Annotated in this window: 17 protein-coding genes; 6 read left to right on the top strand and 11 right to left on the bottom strand. The window is 66.6% G+C overall.

The window, feature by feature from the left end; genetic code table 11:
- Positions 1–79: 79 nt before the first annotated feature.
- Together ACN4E0_RS05470 and ACN4E0_RS05465 are read left to right on the top strand one after the other, a co-directional pair.
- Complete coding sequence (locus ACN4E0_RS05470) at positions 80–841, top strand: Crp/Fnr family transcriptional regulator (RefSeq protein ID WP_419566447.1); 762 nt, start codon at positions 80–82, stop codon at positions 839–841.
- Between the two features lie 399 nt (positions 842–1,240).
- Positions 1,241–2,305, top strand: a complete 1,065-nt coding sequence (locus ACN4E0_RS05465) for an AI-2E family transporter (RefSeq protein WP_419566446.1) — start codon at positions 1,241–1,243, stop codon at positions 2,303–2,305.
- 18 nt (positions 2,306–2,323) lie between these two features.
- Here the strand turns inward: ACN4E0_RS05465 and ACN4E0_RS05460 are convergent, their stop codons facing one another.
- The 8 genes from ACN4E0_RS05460 to ACN4E0_RS05425 form a co-directional block, all read right to left on the bottom strand.
- The gene (locus tag ACN4E0_RS05460; protein WP_419566444.1) at positions 2,324–2,950 is read right to left on the bottom strand and encodes a hypothetical protein; all 627 of its coding nucleotides are present in this window, start codon (positions 2,948–2,950) and stop codon (positions 2,324–2,326) included.
- A 71-nt stretch (positions 2,951–3,021) separates the two neighbouring features.
- Positions 3,022–3,825 (bottom strand): DUF1295 domain-containing protein, encoded by an 804-nt coding sequence (locus ACN4E0_RS05455; RefSeq protein ID WP_419566442.1) that lies wholly within the window; start codon positions 3,823–3,825, stop codon positions 3,022–3,024.
- Complete coding sequence (locus ACN4E0_RS05450; protein WP_419566440.1) at positions 3,815–4,441, bottom strand: lysophospholipid acyltransferase family protein; 627 nt, start codon at positions 4,439–4,441, stop codon at positions 3,815–3,817. The genes ACN4E0_RS05455 and ACN4E0_RS05450 overlap by 11 nt, the downstream gene beginning before the upstream one ends.
- Before the next feature lie 46 nt (positions 4,442–4,487).
- Positions 4,488–6,098 (bottom strand): carboxyl transferase domain-containing protein, encoded by a 1,611-nt coding sequence (locus tag ACN4E0_RS05445; RefSeq protein WP_419566439.1) that lies wholly within the window; start codon positions 6,096–6,098, stop codon positions 4,488–4,490.
- Entirely contained in the window at positions 6,099–6,935 is an 837-nt protein-coding gene (locus ACN4E0_RS05440) for a hypothetical protein (protein WP_419566437.1), read from the bottom strand.
- 78 nt (positions 6,936–7,013) lie between these two features.
- A complete protein-coding gene (locus ACN4E0_RS05435; RefSeq protein WP_419566435.1) occupies positions 7,014–7,319 on the bottom strand; it encodes an alkylphosphonate utilization protein in 306 nt (101 codons plus the stop codon).
- Positions 7,316–7,687 carry a DUF1801 domain-containing protein gene (locus ACN4E0_RS05430; RefSeq protein ID WP_419566433.1) on the bottom strand — a complete coding sequence of 124 codons (372 nt, stop codon included), beginning with the start codon at positions 7,685–7,687 and terminating at the stop codon, positions 7,316–7,318. The genes ACN4E0_RS05435 and ACN4E0_RS05430 overlap by 4 nt, the downstream gene beginning before the upstream one ends.
- Positions 7,684–8,865, bottom strand: a complete 1,182-nt coding sequence (locus ACN4E0_RS05425; protein WP_419566431.1) for an isovaleryl-CoA dehydrogenase — start codon at positions 8,863–8,865, stop codon at positions 7,684–7,686. Before ACN4E0_RS05425 ends, ACN4E0_RS05430 begins: the two co-directional genes overlap by 4 nt.
- A 167-nt stretch (positions 8,866–9,032) precedes the next feature.
- On the opposite strand from ACN4E0_RS05425, the gene ACN4E0_RS05420 reads away from it, so the two are divergent.
- The 4 genes from ACN4E0_RS05420 to ACN4E0_RS05405 are packed head-to-tail and all read left to right on the top strand — an operon-like array spanning position 9,033 to position 13,383.
- Entirely contained in the window at positions 9,033–10,559 is a 1,527-nt protein-coding gene (locus ACN4E0_RS05420) for a sensor histidine kinase (protein ID WP_419566429.1), read from the top strand.
- Positions 10,560–10,607: 48 nt separating this feature from the next.
- Positions 10,608–11,087, top strand: a complete 480-nt coding sequence (locus ACN4E0_RS05415; RefSeq protein ID WP_419566426.1) for a hypothetical protein — start codon at positions 10,608–10,610, stop codon at positions 11,085–11,087.
- A 59-nt stretch (positions 11,088–11,146) separates the two neighbouring features.
- Positions 11,147–11,851 carry an ATP-binding cassette domain-containing protein gene (locus ACN4E0_RS05410; RefSeq protein ID WP_419566509.1) on the top strand — a complete coding sequence of 235 codons (705 nt, stop codon included), beginning with the start codon at positions 11,147–11,149 and terminating at the stop codon, positions 11,849–11,851.
- Positions 11,848–13,383, top strand: a complete 1,536-nt coding sequence (locus ACN4E0_RS05405) for an ABC transporter permease/substrate-binding protein (protein ID WP_419566424.1) — start codon at positions 11,848–11,850, stop codon at positions 13,381–13,383. Before ACN4E0_RS05410 ends, ACN4E0_RS05405 begins: the two co-directional genes overlap by 4 nt.
- A 1-nt stretch (position 13,384) precedes the next feature.
- Here the strand turns inward: ACN4E0_RS05405 and ACN4E0_RS05400 are convergent, their stop codons facing one another.
- Genes ACN4E0_RS05400 through lgt form a run of 3 tightly spaced genes read right to left on the bottom strand, consistent with a single transcriptional unit; the run spans position 13,385 to position 15,752 of the window.
- Positions 13,385–13,798 (bottom strand): DUF2147 domain-containing protein, encoded by a 414-nt coding sequence (locus tag ACN4E0_RS05400; RefSeq protein WP_419566420.1) that lies wholly within the window; start codon positions 13,796–13,798, stop codon positions 13,385–13,387.
- Positions 13,795–14,880: a class I SAM-dependent methyltransferase gene (locus ACN4E0_RS05395; RefSeq protein ID WP_419566418.1), complete on the bottom strand. Its 1,086-nt coding sequence runs from the start codon at positions 14,878–14,880 to the stop codon at positions 13,795–13,797. Before ACN4E0_RS05395 ends, ACN4E0_RS05400 begins: the two co-directional genes overlap by 4 nt.
- On the bottom strand, positions 14,877–15,752 hold the full coding sequence (gene lgt, locus ACN4E0_RS05390; RefSeq protein WP_419566415.1) for a prolipoprotein diacylglyceryl transferase: 876 nt from the start codon (positions 15,750–15,752) through the stop codon (positions 14,877–14,879). Before lgt ends, ACN4E0_RS05395 begins: the two co-directional genes overlap by 4 nt.
- Between the last annotated feature and the right edge of the window lie 39 nt (positions 15,753–15,791).

Genomic DNA, 15,791 nt, shown 5'->3' with positions numbered 1-15,791 from the left:
CATCGTCCAGGCGAGTGCGATGCCTGCTTTGACGGCAGCGCCCGCGGCTATTAGCGAGCAGCTCCAACGGGAGTTCGTTATGCTGATGAACCGATTTCTTCGCGGCCGCCTGCGCCATGATCTGAGCCAGACGGAACTTGCCGCACTCGAGAACGCAGTATCCCGGACCATCGCTCTGGGGCCGAGAGAAACGCTCGTGGAGCGCGGAGATCGCCTCGAGCACAGCTATTATCTGATCGAGGGGGTGATGCTACGGCACCTCGACGATCAGCGGGGACAGCGCCAGCTGCTGGAGGTGAACATCCCCGGCGATTTCGTCGATCTGCATGGCTATGCCATGAAACGACTGGATCACAGCGTGCAGTCGCTGACAGCCGTGAGATTGGCAGAAGTGCCCCATACGGAGCTGAGTCGGCTGGTGGCGACGATGCCCCACTTGGCCCGGGCACTCTGGTTCTCCACTCTTCTCGACGCCGCGATGCACAGGGAATGGATCTTCCGGCTCGGCCGGCTCAATGCCGAGGGTCGCATCGCGCACCTCATCGTCGAACTGGCCGAACGATTGCGGCTGGTCGACCTGTTCGACGAGGGCGAGCTTCCCGTCCCTCTCCTGCAACGGGACTACGCAGAAGCCTGCGGAATCTCCCCCGTCCATGCCAATCGCAGCTTCAGGACTCTAAAAGACCGCGGAGCAATCCTGATGGAGGGAGAAGCCCGTCTGCGAATCCTCGACGAAAAGCAGCTACGCGATCTGGCGCAATTCGACAGCTCCTACCTTTACGGTACGGGAGTGCTGAGTCTGGAAGCGCTGGTGGATCGCGATGAGCACGCTCGCCGCTGAGGGGCCCTTGCTGGCGCATTCCAAAGGCCGACCGCCCAGGCGAGACACCGGCTGGAACACCGAAAGGCGTTTGAGCGTTTCTGCGGCGCGCGGGACCTCCCTCTCGCGCCGGGTGGCCTGCCGTCCTTGTCCCAAACCGCGGACCAGCAGGCCGCCCGTTATTGGCGACAGCGGCCATCACACCGGAATACACGAGATGGGGTAGCCGCGACCGACGGCTAGGGTCCGCATTCCGCGAGTGAAGGCACGCCAGCGCCTGGCCGCCCCCATCCCGGATGACGTTTATTCTTAGCGAAACAGGCAATCGCTTTGTAGGAACAGGCATTCAGTTTTCCGAGAATGCGATTACGGGTAGATGCGATGCCGGAACGAACAGATAATCGCGTTGTCACCGACCGTGTGAGCCGGGGGGCACCAGGCCGGTCGGTCGAGAAGGGCGGATTCCTCCTCTTCCTCGCGCTGGTCTCGCTCGCGCTGCTGGCGGTAGTGCTCCCCTTTGCCAAGCCGCTGCTGTGGGCGGCGCTGGGCGCGATCATGTTCCAGCCGCTGTACCGCTGGTTCCTCGCCAGACGGCCCGAGAAGCCGAGCCAGGCGGCGCTGGCGAGCCTGCTGGTGATCCTCTTTGCCGTGGTCCTCCCGGCGCTGTGGATCGGCAGCGCGGTGGTCGACGAGGCCGCCGGCCTGTTCCTCGCCTTTCGCGATGGCGATGTCGATGTCGCGGCCTATTTCCAGCAGGTCTTCGGCGCGCTGCCGGCCAATATCCAGGCATCGCTGGAGCGTGCGGGCTTCGGCGATTTCGGTGCGGTGCAAGAGCGTGCGAGCGCTTTCATCCAGGCGAGCCTCGGCCTGATCGCGACGCAGGCCATCGCCATCGGCGGAAGCGTGTTCGGTTTCGTGCTCGGCTTCGGCATCGCGCTCTACGCGGGCTTCTTCCTGCTCCGCGACGGGCGCGCGATCGGCGAGGCGATCCTCTCCGCCCTGCCGATGGATCGCGCCATTGCCGCGCGGCTGGCCGAACGTTTCCTCACCATCGTCCGCGCGACGATCAAGGGCTCGGTGGTGGTCGGTCTGCTTCAGGGTGCGCTGGGCGCGATCACCTTCTGGATCGTCGGCATTCCCTCGGTGCTGCTGCTCGGGGTGATCATGGCGATCGCCTCGCTGCTCCCCGCGCTCGGCCCGGCGATCGTCTGGGTGCCCGCGGCAATCTACCTGCTCGCCACCGGCGCGCTGTGGCAGGGCGTCGTGGTGGTGGTCTCGGGCGTGGCGGTGATCGGCATGGCCGACAATGTCCTGCGCCCGATCCTGGTCGGCCGCGACACGGGCATTCCCGACTGGCTGATCCTCGTCACCACGCTCGGCGGGATCGCGCTGATGGGGCTGTCGGGCATCGTCGTCGGCCCGCTCATCTGCGGGCTGTTCCTCGCCGCCTGGGGGATTTTTGCCGAGCAGCGCGCCGCCGCCTAGGCAATCGGCAGCCTGCAGTCAGGCGGCGCGGATATCCTGCGTGCCGCGCGCACCGCCATCCTTGGCATCGAGCCCGTCGAAGATCGCACCGACTATCAGCGCCAGCTTCTCCTCGCTCAGCCGGTCGTCGATCATCGCGATCATGTAGGGCTGGAGGTAGCAGCCGACCATCTGGTTGATCAGCGACATCGCCGTGTCGACCTCAAGCCCCTGCAGATAGCCATCAGCCTGCGCCTCGGCGATCAGCTCGCACAGATAGTGGTCGGCAAGGTCGATATAGCTGCGCGCATAGTCGAAATAGCGTTCGCCCATCTCGACATAGAGATTGAAGGTCGCCGGATCCTCGCGGAAGTTCTGCCGCAGCAGGCGGAAGCGCCGGGCGAAGAACTCGTACATCTTGCGCCGCGGCGGCAGGTCGGACGCCATGACTTCGTCCATCACCGCCAGCTTGGGCGCGAACCATTCGCCGGTCACCGCCTCGAGCAAATCGCCCTCTTCGGGAAAGACCACGTCGAGCCGGGCGCGGGCGATCTTGAGCTCTGCGGCGAGCCGCGTCCGCGTGACCTCTTGGCCGGTGCGCTCCATCAGCGCCATCGCCTCGCGCGCGAAGCGGCTGCGCAATTCGTCGATTTCCTTCTCGCTCACGCCCGGCGCGCTCCCATCGGTTCGAATCGCAAATTAGGGACGCTTTGGCGCGGGTAAAACCCCTTTCCGGTCTAGCCGGCGGATTTCTTCGGCGGGCGCGGGACGAAGGCCGAGGTGCGCGCCCGATAGTCGGCATAGCCCGGACGCGACTTTTTCATCCCGCCTTCGAGCAGCGGCGCACCCGACCAGCGTGTCAGCGTGAAGGTCAGGAACAGCGGGCCGATGACCGTTGCCGCCGCGACCCACCAGCCGGCCGATGCCGCCGCGATCCAGATCCCCCACCACACGCAGGCATCGCCGAAATAGTTGGGATGGCGGGTATAGCGCCACAGGCCCCGATCCATCACCTGCCCGGCATTGGCCGGGTTCGCCTTGAACCGCGCGAGCTGCCAGTCGCCGACCCATTCGAAGAATATGCCGAGCGCCCACAGCGCCACGCCGACCAGCGCCAGCCCGCTGACCGGGGTCAGCGAACTGGCCTCGAGAATGCCGTATTGCGCGGGGCTGGAAACGATGAAGAGCAGCACCGACTGGCCGAGGAAGACCTTGGTCAGCGCGGCCATGGCGAAGCGCCCCTTCTCTCGGTCCTTGCTGAGGATGCGCGCATAGCGCTTGTCTTCGCCCTCGCGCCGCCAGCGCATCAGCAGATGGAGGCACAGCCGCAGGCCCCAGATCACCGTCATCGCCATCAGCAGCGTGGCGAGCGGGCCCGGATCGAACAGCCGCAGCCAGCTGACCAGTGCGAGCAATGCCATCCCGCCGCCCCAATAGGCATCGACGAAGCTGACGTCGCCGATCTGGACGGCGAGCACCCACAGCAGCAGCGCCAGTCCGACGAGAATCACGGCATTTGCGAGCAGCGACTCAAGAATCACCCTTCATCTCCTCGATTGTCTCGGCACTCTTTTCCAGAGCCACGAAGCGATCGCAATCGGGCCGCTTCTCGCGATAGAAGGCGGCAAGCCTGGCGAGGTCGGCGCGATAGTCGCCGGTCGGCATGAGCGGTTCGCCCAGGCCGCCGCGCATGGTCGCATTGTTCACCCAGGCGGGGACGATCGGGACGCCCGCCGCCATGGCGATATGGTAGAACCCGGTACGCCAGCCGCCCTTGAAGGTGCGCGAACCCTCGGGCGCGATGACGAGGGCAAGATCGTCGGCGCGGGCGAAGGCTTCGGCCACCTGCTCGACGTAATTGCCGCTCTTCGACCGGTCGACAGGGATCCCGCCCATATCGAGCATGAAGTTGGTCGCGGGCCAGCGGAACAGGCTGAGCTTGCCCATGAAGCTGGGGCGGATACCGAGTTCATGCGTCGCTCCGAGGAAGAAGACGAAATCCCAGTTCGAGGTATGCGGCGCGCCGAGGATGATGAACTTGTCGCAATCGGGTCGCCCGCCCTCGAGCTGCCATCCCTTCCAGCGATAGAGCCACACGAGCATGCGCCGCACCAGGCGCGACAGCAGCGAGGGCTGACGGTTCGGATCGGTCGGCATTCTCTCTCCCCGCTCCCGCCTAGCACAGCGCTGGCGGAATGCGAGCCTACATCCTGAACACGCCGAACTGCGGCTTTTCGGGGATCGGCGCTTCCAGCGTCGCGGCGAAGGCGAGGCCGAGGACGTCGCGGGTCTGCACCGGATCGATTACGCCGTCGTCCCACAGGCGCGCGGTGGCGTAATAGGGATTGCCCTCGTCCTCGTATTTCTGGCGGATCGGGGCCTTGAATTCCTCGGCCTGCTCCGCCGTCCAGCTGTCGGCGTCGCGGTGGACGGTGGCGAGCACCGACGCGGCCTGTTCGCCGCCCATCACGCTGATGCGCGCATTGGGCCAGGTAAACAGGAAGCGCGGGGAATAGGCGCGCCCGCACATGCCGTAATTGCCCGCCCCGAAGCTGCCGCCGATGACCACGGTCACCTTGGGCACACTCGCGGTGGCGACCGCAGTGACCAGCTTGGCGCCGTGCTTGGCGATGCCTTCGGCTTCGTATTTGCCGCCGACCATGAAGCCCGAGATATTCTGCAGGAACAGCAACGGGATGCGACGCTGGCAGGCGAGCTCGATGAAATGCGCGCCCTTCTGCGCGCTTTCGCTGAACAGCACGCCGTTGTTGGCGAGGATCGCCACGGGCATGCCCCAGATGTGCGCGAAGCCGCAGACCAGCGTGCTGCCGTAGTGCTGCTTGAACTCGTGGAACTCGCTGCCGTCGACGAGACGCGCGATGACCTCGTGGACGTCATAGGGTGCGCGGACGTCCTCGGGGATGAGCGCGTAGAGGTCCTCTGCATCGAACTTGGGCAGGCGCGGTTCGCGCAGCTCGACCGCCTTGGCCGCGGCGTGATTGTCGCCCAAGTGGCTGACGATATCGCGCACGATGGTGAGCGCGTGCTCGTCGTCTTCGGCGAGGTGGTCGACCACACCCGATTTCCTGGCGTGGAGGTCGCCCCCGCCCAGATCCTCGGCGCTGATTTCCTCGCCCGTCGCGGCCTTCACCAGCGGCGGGCCGGCGAGGAAGATCGTGCCCTGGTTGCGGACGATCACCGTCTCGTCGGACATGGCCGGGACATAGGCGCCGCCCGCGGTGCAGCTGCCCATGACGCAGGCGATCTGCGGAATGCCGAGCGCCGACATATTCGCCTGGTTGAAGAAGATCCGCCCGAAATGGTCGCGATCAGGGAACACTTCGGCCTGGTGCGGCAGGTTGGCCCCGCCGCTGTCGACGAGGTAGATGCACGGCAGGCGATTCTCCTGCGCGATTTCCTGCGCGCGCAGGTGCTTCTTGACCGTCATCGGGTAATAGGTGCCGCCCTTCACGGTGGCGTCGTTGCAGACGATCATCACTTGCCGGCCCGAGACCCGGCCGATTCCGGCGATCATCCCCGCGCCGTTGATTTCGTCCTTGCCGTACATGCCGTTGGCGGCGAGCTGCCCGATCTCGAGAAAGGGGCTGCCCGGATCGAGCAGGCGCTCGACCCGCTCGCGCGGGAGCAGCTTGCCGCGCCCGACATGCCGCTCGCGACTGCCTTCCGAGCCGCCCAGCGCGGCTGCGGCGACGGTCGAGCGCAGTTCGGCGGCGAGCGAACGGTTGTGCTCGAAACGCGCCTTGGCATCGGGCGTTTCGCGGTCGAGGGTGGAGGTAAGAACGGGTGCGGTCATCTAGCGGTCATCCATGTCGTCGGCTTTGCTTTTCAGGGCGTGTGGCACCGTCGTGCCTTCAAGCCAGCGGCCCTTCATCCATTGCCGGGCAGCGGTCTTTGTATTCTCGGCGTAATCGTCCGTGTCGAGCCCGACCAGCGGCAGGTCGAAGCGTCTGGCCATATCCGCTATCGTCTCGTCGGTAATGGGGTTCGCGTCGCGCACGATATACCGCGCCAGCTCCAGCTCCTGCCCCCAGAAATAGACGTTCTGCGCTTCGACATTGTCCTGCATCCGGCGCGTCTCTTCGGCACGGCCGTCGCTGACCATATCCAGCCAGATGTCGGGCATCAGCAGGTCGACCGGGCCATCCGGTTTCCAGTCGAACGCATCCGCCTCGACGACTTCGATCTTCCTGCCGAGGCCATCGGGCAGGCGGTCGAACAGGCCCATCTCGCGGTTCATCGCGATAATCTCGGGATCGCGTTCGAGGACGGTAATCCGCTCGACCTTGGGGTGGAACGTGGCCATTGCCGCGGCCCAGCCCATCCCGAGGCCACAAATAACGGTATGCGCGCCAGCATTGTCGATGCCGATCCACTGGCTCTCGACTTCCATCGGGCAGATCGACATCCAGACGTCCTTGCCGCGGGTCAGGATCGGCATGTTGTACACGCGGTGGAGGCCAGACCAATAGCCCATGGCCACACCGAACGGTATAGCGAACAGCTGCCATGACTCCGTCTCGACAGGCCGGTAGTAAACCGCCAGCGGATCTCCTTCCCAATCCGGAAGGGCGTCGATATCGACATCGGAAAGATCCGGAGTGCCCTTGCGCGGGTCCGGCTTACCGCCCAATTGCTCTACCATTGCGGCTGGCCCGCCGCCCCGACCGGAGTCCGGTCGCTTATGGAAGCGTCAATGATCGCTGCCATATCAGCGCTTCTTCACGAATTCGGCCCGCAGGACGAGGCCTTTGATGCCGGGATATTTGCAGTCGATTTCCTGCGCATCGCCGGTCAGCCGGATCGACTTGATCAGCGTGCCCTGCTTGAGCGTCTGCCCCGCTCCCTTGACCTCGAGATCCTTGATCAGCGTCACCTGGTCGCCATCGGCCAGGAGATTGCCCACCGCATCGCGCACCTCGACCTGGTCGGCCGCGGCCTGTTTCGCGGCGAGCTCGGAAGCCGGCATCCATTCGCCGCTTTCCTCGTCGTAGACGTAATCTTCGTCGTCGCTCATCGCGTTGCCTCCAGCCAGCGGGTGAACAGCCGCAGCAGCGCGTCGCGCTGCGCATCGATCGCGTCCTTATCCGCGAAGGTCAGCGTGCCGCGATCGGGCGAGGGCCAGCGGGCCAGCCCCTCACTGTCCACCGCCGAGAAATCCTCGTCGCGGCCCTTGGCGCCGCAATGGAGCACGGCGCGCACGCCGCCCTTGCGCTCGACGCCGAGCGTGATGCGGTCCTCCCCGTCGAGCGCGAAGCTGGGGGCGTTCCACTTGATCGTCTCCTCGACCCGCGGATCGGCCTCGACAACGAGCGCGCGCAGCGCGTCGATCGCCGCGCGCGTGGCCTCGTCGCAGCCCTGCCGCCAGGCCTCGACGCTGGTCACCCCGCGGCGCCGATCAGTTCGCGGCCGATCAGCATGCGGCGGATCTCGTTGGTGCCGGCACCGATGTCGAGCAGTTTGGCATCGCGCATGTAGCGCTCGACCGGCCAGTCGAGCGTGTAGCCGGCCCCGCCCAGCGCCTGAACGCTTTCGGCGGCCACGCGGAAGGCGTTCTCCGATGCCAGCAGGATCGCGCCGGCCGCATCGAAGCGGGTGGTCTGCTCCGCATCGCAGCTCTTGGCTACGGCATAGGTGTAGGCGCGCGCCGATTGCAGCGCGACATACATGTCGGCGACCTTGGCCTGCATCAGCTGGAAGGAGCCGATGGGCTTGCCGAACTGGGTACGCTCGCGAAGGTAGGGAATGACCGTGTCGAGGCAGGCCTGCATGATGCCCAGCTGCAATCCGGCGAGCACCACGCGCTCGTAATCCAATCCGCTCATCAGCACGCCGACGCCGCCATTGAGCGGGCCCATCACGCGGGTTTCGGGGACGAAGCAATCGTCGAACACCAGCTCTGCCGTGGGCGAGCCGCGCATGCCGACCTTCTCAATCTTCTGGCCGATCGAGAAGCCTTCGTCGTTCTTCTCGATCAGGAAGGCGGTAATCCCGCGACTGCCCGCGCTGCCGTCGGTCTTGGCATAGACCACCAGCGTATCGGCATAGGGTGCGTTGGTGATCCAGAACTTGGTGCCGTTGAGGACATAGCCGTCCACCCCGTCTCGCGTGGTGGCCTCGGCCTTGAGCTTCATCGAGACCACGTCCGACCCGGCGCTGGCCTCCGACATGGCGAGGCTGCCGACATGCTCGCCGCTGATCAGGCCGGGGAGGTACTTCGCCTTCTGCTCCTCATTGCCCCAGCGGCGGATCTGGTTGACGCAGAGGTTCGAATGCGCGCCGTAGCTCAGGCCCAGCGAGGCGCTCGCGCGGCTCACTTCCTCGACCGCGATGACATGCTCGAGGTAGCCGAGGCCGAGGCCGCCATCCTCCTCGCTCACGGTGATGCCGTGCAGGCCCAGCTCGCCCATCTGCCGCCACAGTGCCTCACGCGGAAACCAGTCCTCGCGGTCGATCTTCTCGGCGAGCGGGGCGATCTGCTCGTCGGCGAAACGGGCGACGGTGTCGCGGATCATCTCGGCGCTTTCACCGAGCTGGAAATCAAAATCGGGAGTCGCGCGCATGGTCTCTCCTCAAATGCCTCGCGAAATTCTTGTGCGGGCGAGCCGATAGCCGAGCCCGCATCGGGGGGCAAACCCAATGGCCTTTTCTCCCGTAGTCGGAAGCAATCTTGCTTTTTGAGTTATGCCTCGGATGACATTTATGGCTATGGGGCTGCAGGGACGTAATCATGTACCACAAGCACGCCACCCCGTGGCCCGAAGGCGAACCGCCGGCGGATGCCTATTGCGACGAGGACGAGCGCCTCGCGATCCTGGCTGTCTACGGCACCGATGCCATTGTCGACGATCCCGAACTGCAGGAGATCGCCAGCCTCGCCGCCAGGATCTGCCACACTCCGATGGCCATGGTCACCATCGTCGAAGAGGAACGCCAGCTGTTCCTGGCCCGGACCGGGCTCGAGGCGCGGGAAACGCCGCGTTCGACGAGCTTCTGCGCCCATGCCATGCTCGGCACCGAATCCCTGGTAATCCGGGATGCGCGCGAGGATAGCCGCTTCGCCGACAACCCGCTGGTGACCGGCGAGCCGCATATCCGCTTCTATGCGGGGTATCCGCTGGTTTCGGCCGAAGGGGCGCCGCTCGGGGCACTGTGCGTGATCGACACCGCGCCGCGCGCCGATGGTCTCACCGAAATCCAGCGGGAAACGCTGGCCGTACTCGCCAAATCGATCATGCGGCGCATTGCGCAGCAGAGGCTGGGTGCGACCGCCGAGAAGGCGGTGAATCTGCGCGAAAACTATCTCCAGCGGATGATCGACAGCGTGCCGGGGATCGCCTGGTCGGCCGATGCCGCCGGGAATTTCGACTATATCAATCCGCAGTGGACCGAGCTCACCGGCCTGCCGGCCCCGCGCACCCTGGCCGACTGGCAGGCAGCGGTTCACCCGGAGGACTGGGAGAATGCGGCTGGCGCCTTCCAAAGCGCGCTCGATAACGAGACGCCCTTCGAATACGAGTGGCGGTTGAAGCAGGCCGACGGCGAATACCGCTGGATGCTGTCGCGGGCGGTGAAGGCGCCGGTCGACAAGGGCGAGACCCGCTGGTTCGGCACGGTGATCGAGATCGACCGCCAGCGGCGCCTGTCCGAGGCGCGCGACCTGCTGGCGAACGAGCTGTCGCACCGGATCAAGAACATCTTCGCCGTGGTATCGGGCCTCATCGCCATTCGCGCGCGCGGTAAGCCCGAGGTCGCCGAATTCGCCGAGGCACTCAATCAGGCGATCCGCGCGCTGAGCGCGGCGCACAACCATGTGCGCCCGGGCAATGCGGAAAGCCCCGGAACGCTTTCGGGCCTGCTCGCCGACCTGCTCGCACCCTATGGCTCGGCCAAGGACGAGCGCTTCAGCATCAGTGGGCCGGGCATTGCCATCAGCCCCCGTGCGGCGACGCCGCTGGCGCTGATCTTCCACGAGCTGGCCACAAATTCCGCCAAATATGGCGCTTTGTCCTGTCCCGAGGGCCATGTGACCGTCCTCGTCGAAAAGGCATCCGCGGACGGCGACCATATTTGCGTTTCGTGGGATGAAAGCGCGCGTAGCTGCGACATTCCCGAAGCGGGCGAACACGAGGGCTTCGGCTCGCGGCTGCTGCGCATGGCGGTCGAAGGGCAGCTCGGGGGGACATTCGAGCGCCACCATTCGGAAGACGGCCTCAGCGTAACCATCACCATTCCCCGGTCCTCGATCGAAAGCTGACTGCTCGCGCGGCTTGCACCGCTTGGCGGGCTGTGCTTTGCCGCTTGCATGCAACGGGCAAGAGCAATCACGGGACGCTGGCTGGCTGCGGCGATCGTGCCGTTCGCACTCGCCGCCTGCAGTGCGCAAGAGACGGATGAAGGCACACCGCCTACCGCAACCGACGCCAGCGCGAACGCCACCCCGACGCCATCGGAAGCGCCCGCTCCCGAAGCGCTCGCCGCAACCGCCTGGCGCACCCTGTCCGAGGACGGCGCGCGCTACACCACCTATCTCGATCCCGACGGAAGCTATCGCGACTTGCGCAACGGCGACCCCTGGCAGACGGGCAGCTGGCGCTACATCGACGGCGAGGAGGGCAAGCGGCTGTGCTTCAAGCCCGACGACGAGAACGGTCTCGAACGCTGCTGGGAGCCGGGCCGGGTATCGGGCGACACCATGCGCGCCAAGGGCGACAGCGGGATCACGATCGAGCTCGAACGGGTGGAATATCAGCCGCCCGCCGAAGCCGACGACGAAGCCGCGTGACCGACGCACGGCAGGCCCTGCTCGAATTCCGCGACCTGCACAAAGACTACGGCACGACGATGGCCGTGGACAATGTGTCGCTCGGGATCGATCGCGGCGCCTTCGTGGCGCTGGTCGGCGCCTCGGGATCGGGCAAGTCGACGCTGCTCAAGACGGTCAACCGGCTGGTCGAGCCGAGCAGCGGCAGCGTGCTGTTCGACGGCGAAAAGGTCGGGAGCCTGCCGCTCGCCGCGCTGCGGCGCCGGATCGGTTACGTCTTCCAGTCGATCGGGCTGTTCCCGCATATGAGCGTGGCCGAGAACATCGCCATCGGCCCGCGACTGGTCGGCGAGCGCCTGCCGGATGCACGCATCACCGAATTGCTCGAACTGGTCGACCTCGAGCCGGCCATGGCTCCGCGCATGCCCGATGAATTGTCCGGCGGCCAGCGCCAGCGTGTCGGCGTCGCGCGCGCGCTGGCGAGCGAGCCGCAATTGCTGCTGATGGACGAACCCTTCGGCGCGCTCGACCCGGTCACGCGCGACGCGCTCGGCGAACGCGTGCGCGCGCTCCACGCCGATCTCGGCCTGACCACCGTGATGGTCACCCACGACATGGCCGAGGCGCTGCTGCTGGCCGAACGCGTGCTGGTGATGGACGAGGGCCGGATCGTCGCCGACGAGACCCCTCATGCGCTGCTCGACGGGGCCGGCGGCGATATCGCGCAGGCGCTGGTGGCGGTCCCGCGCGGACAGGCCGACCGGCTGGCCGAGCTCGCCCGGTGAACGGCATCTGGACCACCCTGCTCGGCCTCGGCGACAAGCTCGCCGCGCATGTCCTGCTATCCGCTTCGGCGATTGCGCTGGGCATCGCGGTCGCGCTGCCGCTGGCGATCTGGGCGAGCCGCTCGGAAGCGGTCGCGCGCACCACGCTCGGTTTCGCCAGTCTCGTCCAGACGATCCCGGCGCTGGCGCTGCTGGCGCTGTTCTTCCCCATCCTGCTGAGCCTGCGCGCGGTGTTCGGCGAGGGGCTGCCGACGCTCGGCTTCCTTCCCGCGCTGCTCGCGCTCGCGCTCTATGCGCTGCTCCCGATCCTGCGCAATGCGGTGACCGCGCAGGCCAACCTCGATCCCGGCGTCATCGAGGCGGCCGATGGCGTCGGAATGAGCTTCTGGCAGCGGTTGCGGCTGGTCGAGGCACCGCTCGCGGCGCCCTATGTCATGGCCGGCATCCGCACCGCGGCGGTGTGGACGATCGGCGCGGCGACGCTGTCGACCACCATTGGCCAGCCGAGCCTGGGCGATCCGATCTTCGCCGGGCTGCAGACGCAGAACTGGGTGCTGGTGCTTGCCGGCTGCATCGCCAGCGCCGGGCTGGCGCTGATCGCCGATGCACTGCTGGGCACGATCGAACATGGCCTCAAGACGCGGCGGCGCGTGCTGACTTTCGGCGGGCTCGGCGCGGTCGCGCTCGGCATCCTCGCGGCACTCGCGGTCCAGTTCGCCGGGCGCAGCGAAGATCGCATCGTCATCGGCGCCAAGGGCTTTTCCGAACAATACATCCTCGCCCGGCTGATCGGCCAGCGGCTCGAGGATGCGGGCTATGCGGTCGGCTATCGCGACGGGCTGGGATCGGCGGTGGCCCACCGCGCGGTATCGACCGGGGCAATCGATATCCTCGTCGACTACACGGGCACGATCTGGACCAACCAGATGGAGCGCAGCGACAACCCTTCGCGCGACGCCATGCTCGCCGACATCATCGACTGGGAAAGCCGTACGAGCGGCACGCATGTGCTCGGCAGGCTCGGCTTCGAGAACGCCTATGGTCTCGCGATGCCGCGTGCCAGGGCGCAGGCCGAGGGATTGACCAGCATCGGCGATCTGGCGACAAAGGCGCGGGGGATGACGATCGGTGGTGATCCCGAATTCTTCGAGCGGCCCGAATGGATCGCGGTGCGCGACGCCTATGGCCTGCGCTTCGCGGCGCGGCGCAATTTCTCGCCCACTTTCATGTATAATGCGCTGCAATCGGGCGAGGCCGACGTGATCGGCGCCTATACGTCGGACGGGCGTATCGCGGCTGACGACCTGCTGATCCTCGACGATCCGCAGGGCGCCTTCCCCAATTACGACGCCATCATCCTCCTCGCACCCGAGACGGGCAAGGACGAGCGCCTGCTCGCAGCGCTCCGCCCGCTGGTCGGCGCGATCGATGTCGCCGCGATGCGCGAGGCCAATCTCTCGGTCGACCGCGAGGCGGACAAGGTGTCGTTCGGCGAGGCCGCCCGCCGGCTGGCGGAGCGCGCGGGGCTGTGACCTAGCGCGCGCGGGTCCAGACCTGCGTCCGGCAGAAGGGGCCAAGGCATCCCTCCACCTCCAGCTGGCTGGCGCTCTTGCGGCGGATGTTCGAGCGATAGGTCTTGCCGCTCTTGGGATCGTAGATCTCGCCTCGCCACCGGTCGCCGTCTTCGGTGAAACCGGTCAGGATGGCCATGCCCAGCAGCTTGCGATCACGCTTGGCCCGGTCCTTGTTCTTGACGTCGCGCTGGTCGGCGCCTTTTGGCGGCGGCACGAGGAATTGCGCAATCCGACCGCAGGTGCTCGATCCGCAGATGCCGATCTGGATCACAGCGGTCTTTTCCGCATTGATCCAGCGGCCCTCGATGGGCTCCGCGGCGGCGAGCGGCACCGCGGCGAGCGTCAGCGTGGCCAGGGCAATCAGGCGTTTCATCTGTCGGATCTCCTCCGCTCCCCTTCGGGAAAGCCGGCCCCGCGCGGCCAATCGCGCGCGCTCAGCGCCATGCATTTGAACAATTCCCCCATGGCCCCGGGCTGAACGAGCCGCTCGAGCGACGCTGCCAGCTCTTCCGCGCGCCCGGGCGCCGCCTTGGCAAGTGCCTGCGCGCGTAGGCCGATGCCCATCGCAGTGAGCCAGGCGCCCTGCGTGGTCAGCGAGCTGGCCATGCCCTCGCGCTGGGCGATTCCATCGAGCGTGGCGAAATCGACATGCGCGGTGACGTCCATCTCACCCGGCGCGGCGAAGACATCGACCTTCTCATGCGCCCGAACCGCCTGCAGGGTCGAGCCGCTGCGCGGGGCAAGGTGGCCGTAATCGATGAACAGCGCCGCCCCACCCTGCACGTCGATCCGGCGGGCGAGCGCCTCGACCAGCGTCGCTGCCGCCGGGCAGGTCTCGATCACCGTGCCCGGCGTCGCGGCGCGCTGCGCCTCGGGCACCGCCTCGTCCATCGGATTGGGCCCGGCGACGAAGGCGAAGGCGCCATTGTCGTCGAGGGCGACCATGCGCTCGCGCCAGCCCTTCTCGGTCATCACCAGCTGGCGCACCGGCAAGGCGTCGAGGAATTCGTTCGCGAGCAGCAGGATCGGCCGGTCGTCGGGCAGCGTATCGAGCGTATCGTGGAACCGTGCCCCGGCGAGCGCCCCGCCCTGGATCCGGCGTAGCGCTTCGGACCCTTCGACGAGATGCACTTCGGGCCGCAGCCCCTGGCTCGCCATCGCCCGCAGGGCATCTTTCGCCAGCGTGCCGCGACCGGGGCCGAGCTCGACATAGATCGCCTCGCCCGGTCGCCCCGCACGCGCCCAGATATCGGCCAGCCACAGCCCCGCCATCTCGCCGAACATCTGGCTGATCTCGGGCGCGGTGGTGAAATCGCCGGCCGCGCCCAGCGGGTCGCGCGTGGTGTAATAGCGCGCGTTGCTCTCGCCCATATATCGCGACACGGGCATCGGTCCGTGCTGCGCGATCAGGCGGCGAAAGCTGTCCGCGAGCCCGGTCTCGCCGCCCTCGCTCATGCCGGAGGCGACGCGACCTTGGCCGCTCCGCCGACCGGCGGTTTCACCAGCGCATAGACCAGCACCACGATGCCGATGGCGATCATCGGCAGGCTCAACCACTGCCCGCGCGAGAGGCCGGTCTCGGTGACGACATAGGCGAGATAGGCATCGGGTTCGCGGAAGAATTCCATCAGGAAGCGGCCCAGTCCCATGCCGATGGTGAAGATCGCCACCAGCAGGCCTGGGCGATAGCGTGCGCGGGTCTTCCAGAACAGCGCCAGCAGCAGAAGGCCCAGCAGCAGCCCTTCGAAGCCCGCCTGGTAGAGCTGGCTCGGATGGCGCGGCAGCTGGTCGGGATCGGTCGGGAAGACCATTGCCAGCGGGAAATCGCTGGCGACCGGGCGTCCATAGAGCTCACCGTTGACGAAGTTCGCCAGCCGTCCGAGCATGTAGCCGATGGGGACGTTAACCGCGATATAGTCGCTCACCCGCAGCCAGTTCAGCCCGCCGCGCCAGGCGACCCAGCTGATCGCGACGAGCACCCCGATCACCCCTCCGTGAAAGCTCATCCCGCCTTCCCACAGCCGGAACAGCGCCAGGCTCTGGAACAGTTCGGGCTTGTAGAAGGCGGCATAGCCGAGCCGCCCGCCGAGGATCACGCCGAGCGTGCAATAGAAGAACAGGTCGTCGGCATGGCGCTGCGCCATCGGCGCGCCGGACGCCTTGATCATCTTCGACAGGTGCCAGTAGGCGAACAGGATACCGAGCAGATAGGCCAGCGAATAGAAGCGCAGCTGGAAACCGCCGATCTCGAAAAGATAGGGCCTGAGGCCGAGATTCTCCCAGTAGATCGGTTCCGCCGCGCCCGATGCAGCCAGTAGTGACAGCAAGTGCTTATCCCCTTAGAGGTGTTGCCAAGGCCGCGACCG

The sequence above is a fragment of the Qipengyuania sp. genome (assembly GCF_048550555.1).
GTDB lineage: Bacteria > Pseudomonadota > Alphaproteobacteria > Sphingomonadales > Sphingomonadaceae > Qipengyuania.
This window is presented reverse-complemented; position numbering and strand designations above follow the sequence as displayed.